The organism is Lapillicoccus sp., from assembly GCF_046595215.1.
GTDB lineage: Bacteria > Actinomycetota > Actinomycetes > Actinomycetales > Dermatophilaceae > Lapillicoccus.
This window is the reverse complement of sequence record NZ_JBKJPP010000057.1, coordinates 1-4,938: the sequence shown is the minus strand read 5'-3', so window position 1 is coordinate 4,938 and position 4,938 is coordinate 1. Positions and strand designations below refer to the sequence as shown.

Genomic DNA, 4,938 nt, shown 5'->3' with positions numbered 1-4,938 from the left:
TGGTGCGCCGGCAAGGGGAGTGCAGCTGTTGCTTCGCGGGGTGGGGCCGAGTCCTGGGGTCTCGAGGCCTGGGGTGTTGAGTCCTGGGGTGTCGACGCTTGGGGTGTCGGGTTCCCGCCGGTGCGGCTGTCGGGCTGCGACCGCGGCTCTCCCGCCGAGGACGTGTCCTGGTGCCCCGCGTGACCTCTGCCGCATCCGCCCGCACCACCATGCTGCCCACCACCATGCCCGCCGCGGTGACCCAGGTGCATGGCCAACATGGCCACCACGAAGAGGATCACGATCCAGTTCTCCTGGATGAAGCGTGTCATGGTGTGCTCCTTGGAATACTGAGGCCTCGCGACTGGGGCGGTGCCCCGATCCTGTTGCCTCGTTGCACCTCCAACCTCGCACCCCAACGTGAAGGACACGGCGCGAATCTCTGAAGGATTGATGAAGGTGCTGGCTCGACCGGGCCGCGTGCCACCCCCCCGCCCGCGAGGGCGGCCGCCCACTTGTGGCCCGAACATGTATGGCCTACCGCGAGAAGGCCTGTCCGCACGTCAAGATGACGAACGCTCTCGATGTCTCCTTGGCCCTGGCCGAGCCCTTATGGCGCCGCGCTGAGCCACTGGCCTCGGGTGAGGGGAAGGCTGCTGGCTTCGTGTTCGCCTTGCCGGACTGCGACGACTTGGTGGATGGTGAGGTTTCCGTGCTCGAAGGCGAGCGCGGACGCGGCGAGGTAGAGCAGCCACGTCCGTGCTCGTGATGGGGGCACGAGTCGCTGCGCCTCCTGCCATGACTCGCGTAGGTTGTTCACCCAGGCGCGCAGCGTCAGCCCGTAGTGCTCGCGCAGCGCCTCGACGTCACGCACCTCGAAACCGACCTGCTCGAGCGCGCCAAGCGTGGTGCTGAGCGTGACGACTTCGCCGTCGGGGAAGATGTAGCTGTCGATGAAGCCTGGCTGGGCTTTCACGGCTGGGGACAGTGATCGGACCGAGGCGATGGCGTGGTTGAGCAGCCGTCCGCCGGGTCGCAGCAGGTCGAACAGGATTTTGCTGTATGCCCGAAGTTGGGCGCTTCCCACGTGCTCGGACATCCCCACGCTCGAGATGGCGTCGTACGGTCCGTCGTCGACGTCGCGATAGTCCTGTAGCCGGATCTCCACGAGGTCGCCAAGGCCTGCCGCGTCGACTCGCTCGCGAGCCAGCATTGCCTGCTCCCGGCTCACCGTGACCCCGACGACGCTCACGCCGTGCCGGGCTGCGGCGTGAATGGCCAGTGAGCCCCAGCCGCAGCCCACGTCCAGCAGCCGCATCCCTTGGCGCAGGCCCAGCTTGGTGCATACCAGTTCGCACTTGTCCTGCTGGGCCTCATCGAGGTGGTGGTCCGGACCGGGCTCGTGCACCCAGTAGGCGCAGGAGTAGACCATGCTCGGACCCAGGATCAGTCGGTAGAACTCATTGCCGACGTCGTAATGGTGCGACACCGACTGTGCATCCCGGGCGCTGCTGTGGAGGCGGCCACGGCGTCGACGCATCTCCTCCGCCGGCGGGCGCGGCGGCGGTCCTATCGCACCCATCCGAGCGGCGCAGACCGCGGCTGCCAGGCGCTGGCGCGAACTCAGGCCGATGGCCTGATGACGCGCGACCCGTTGAATGACATCCGGCAGATCGAGCACGGCGAAGATGTCGCCCTCGAAGTGCACGTCCCCCGAGACGTAGGCGCGGACCAGGCCGAGTTCGTTGGGAGCCCACAGCAGCCGGCGCAGGCCCCGCCTGCGGACGAACACCAGCGCGGCTGGCGCATCAGAGTCGCCTGCCACTGACCCGTCCCAACACCTGATCCGGATCGGCAACGGTCCCCCCACCGCAGCCTGCAGGATCGAGAGGACACCAGTCGCGGCGCCCGACGACCCGAAGTGAACCGGCGGCCCCGACTCGGGGCCTCGGGCGACACCCTCGGACACGTCCACATCGACTCCTCAATTGCTCTGGATTACCGCGCGGGTGACTTCCTCGCCGTCCCCTTGACTAGGCGAAGGCTTTCCTGGCCATGTCAAGGACCACCTTGGGGTGGGCGTAGGCGTGGTAGATGCCGGGGATCTGCTTGTCGACGCCCAAGAGCTCGTAGACGGCGTGCATGGCCCCCCGCACCGAGTACTCGACAGTGAAGACGACGTCCTCGGGAATCTCGGTGTACTGGCCGAGGAAGGCGAAGTTCTCGGATCCGTGCGGGACGACCAGGGGCCGGTCTTCAACCTTGCGGCGGGCGAACTGGCTGGTGATGTACGGCATCATGACGGGTACCACTGTCGTCGTGGCCCGGATCTGCTCCAGGGCGTCGGTGAAACCGAGGTGATGGACCAGCTCCGTGAGAATCTCCTGGCCGGTGGCCTTGGCCATCGTCGTGGGCACGTGGTCACCCACCGCGTCAAGGAACAACCCATAGCCCCAGAGCGTGGACACCCCCTCAGGTTGCTGGTCGAAGTGGGGCGCATGCGGCACCACGACGGACATCAGCCAACTCGACTCGGTGAAGGTCATCAGCCCTCCCGTACCGGGCACGTTCCCGGACATCTCCTGGATGCGGCGAAGCAGGAGCGGGTCTCGCATCGTGAGGGTGAACGACTCCCACTTCGACTCATCGACATTGCCGTCGAAGGTGTTCGGCCGGCCGAAGTCCGGCGCCTTCGAGGCGATGGTCTCCCACAGCTCGAAACCGCCGTCACGTCGATCGCGGATGAGTTCGGGCGCGTGGTCGTCGTCGCCATAGGTGGAGTCCGCAGTCATCGACCCGAGCGTGATGAATGCGTAGTCGTCCGGGCCCAAATCGTAGGAGCCGGGCACGCTGTGGCGCTTGTAGCAGATGCGCGTCACCCGCCGCCCGCCGCCACCGCCGGAGAAGTCCACGTCGGTGACCCTTGTCCCGTACTCCATGACGACACCACGCTCGGCCAGCCAGCGCTGGATCGGGGCCACGATGGAGTCGTACTGGTTGAGCCTGGTGCGTCGTACCCCGGCCAACGTGTGAATCCGTGGGAGCTCCTGCGCAAAGCGCAGGAGGTAACGCTTGAGCTCGATCGCGCTGTGCCAGTTCTGGAAGGCGAAGGTGGTGCGCCACATGGCCCAGAAGTTGGTGGCAAAGAAATGTTCGGAGAAGAAGTCGTCGATACGGCGAGCCCCGATGACGTGCTCCGGCGTGGCCAGCAACCGCGCCATCTGGCTGCGGTCGACGACGTTGAAGCCGAGCTGCGTCGCGTCGAGGATCGCGGGTGTGGAGTCGATCAATCGGGCGTGGGCCTCGGGTGGCCACTCCTTGTTGAACTGCCAGATCTCCTCCTTCACCGAGACGGACGGGTCACTCAGTGTCGGTATGGAATCCAGCAGGTTCCACAGGCTGACGTATGCCTCCTCCTCGAGCATCCGGCCACCGCGGCTCACGTAGGCGTCCTGCCGGCGGCTGGAGCCGTCCAGGGAACCGCCTCCATACCCCATTTCCTCCAGGATGGTGATGTCCGCGCCGTCGAAGCCGGCGTCCCTGATCAAGAATGCGGCGGCGGACAGCGTCGCAATACCTGCGCCCACGAGGTAGGCGTGTGGATGTGTGGTGGGTGTTGTCATGGTGTTTCCCTCTCGGTGGGTCTTCGGGCTCGCCCGGACGGGCCGCCCGATGGGCACGATGCGTCCCGAGCCCTGAGATGCGCCAGTGCCGGGCGGCAGGACTGCATGGGGCCGCTGAAGTGGATGAGGATGAGCAGGCTCAAGATCGCCGCGAAGAAGCACCAGACCGACACGAACGTCTGGGCCGAGACCTGGTATGCCGCGATGGCCAGGATGAACGCCAGCGCACCGAAGATGCTGATGCAGCGGTGGCTGGAGAACAGGCCGCTGACGCACGTGGCCAGCAGGTAGATGACGATGACTGCGCCGATGTAGAAGTGCGGTGAGTCATAGAAGATGCTGCGGCCGGCGACCCGTGCGATGACCGGGAAGCGGACGATGAAGAACAGCAGGTAGAGAGCCACGCCGAGCCCCAGGAGCACGAAGCCGCTCAAAATTTTCCGTCGCCGTCGGCTGGTTTCGACCAACAGGATCGCGAACGGCACGAAGAAGGGCCAAAGCACGTGGGAGAACATCGAGTAGACGTAGGTCGCCCACGAGGTAACGCGGGGCAGGTCGTTGTCCAGACCCAGCCACACCACGCCCTCGGTGATCTGCTGGATGCCGAACAGCAGCGGGACCAGAGCGACAGGAAGTTCGGCCGCCCCCCGGGACCGTCGCACCGTGAGGACACCGACAGCGCTGAGCGCGGCACCGGCCGTGAAGCTTGCGGCTGCTGAAAAACACATGTGGGCCCTCTCGGATAGGTGTTCGGAGCGTGCCAGGACGACCGGACGAGCACGCGGCTACCTGCACTGCTGGGACTCTGACTCCACATCACTGTGTCGGCTGCGCCAGGAACCGAAATCTCGCAGAGGTCGGATCCTGCAGAATTCTTTGGGGCCACGGCGTGACGAACTGCAGGAAGGTCTCACCAGCGACCCCCCTCGCAGCAGGTTTGACCGGGATGATGTTGACGATCCGTCACGTCGACAACCGGGACGCCACTGCTACCCATCAACACAAAGATCTCCTCCTGCGAGCGCGCCCCCACCTCGTCGGGCCGCTTCACCGAGTCTCATCGCTGTCGCACCGTGCTCACAGGGACCTTCGCCCCCCCTTCTCGGATTGACCCGGTCGTCGGCTGCCGGCGCAGCTGCTTCATCACCGAGCAGCAACGCCCACCAGCAGTCCCACGGCCCACATCGCAGAGAGGGCGAACAGCGCCCACCTGAAGGCAGAGCGGATCATGAAGTTGACGACGGTCATCCAGCCGACTGACGTCACCCCTGCTGTCGTCAACACGGCGAGGCCACCGGCGCTGCTGGTGTCGAGGGAGGTTCGCGCGACGTACACC

At 65.9% G+C, this 4,938-nt stretch carries 4 protein-coding genes; all 4 read right to left on the bottom strand.

Annotated features, from left to right (window positions below; genetic code table 11):
* Positions 1-589: 589 nt before the first annotated feature.
* Positions 590-1,804 carry a class I SAM-dependent methyltransferase gene (locus ACLL9L_RS04990; RefSeq protein WP_411283545.1) on the bottom strand — a complete coding sequence of 405 codons (1,215 nt, stop codon included), beginning with the start codon at positions 1,802-1,804 and terminating at the stop codon, positions 590-592.
* A gap of 208 nt (positions 1,805-2,012) precedes the next feature.
* Complete coding sequence (locus ACLL9L_RS04985) at positions 2,013-3,602, bottom strand: oleate hydratase (protein WP_411283544.1); 1,590 nt, start codon at positions 3,600-3,602, stop codon at positions 2,013-2,015.
* Positions 3,599-4,330: a DUF6629 family protein gene (locus tag ACLL9L_RS04980; RefSeq protein WP_411283543.1), complete on the bottom strand. Its 732-nt coding sequence runs from the start codon at positions 4,328-4,330 to the stop codon at positions 3,599-3,601. The genes ACLL9L_RS04985 and ACLL9L_RS04980 overlap by 4 nt, the downstream gene beginning before the upstream one ends.
* 415 nt (positions 4,331-4,745) lie before the next feature.
* On the bottom strand, positions 4,746-4,938 hold a 193-nt coding region (locus ACLL9L_RS04975), incomplete at its 5' end, for a hypothetical protein (RefSeq protein WP_411283542.1).

Coding starts and splice junctions, on each gene's coding strand:
- ACLL9L_RS04980 (WP_411283543.1), bottom strand. CDS start 4,330: ATGTGTTTTTCAGCAGCCGCAAGCTTCACGGCCGGTGCCGCGCTCAGC.
- ACLL9L_RS04985 (WP_411283544.1), bottom strand. CDS start 3,602: ATGACAACACCCACCACACATCCACACGCCTACCTCGTGGGCGCAGGT.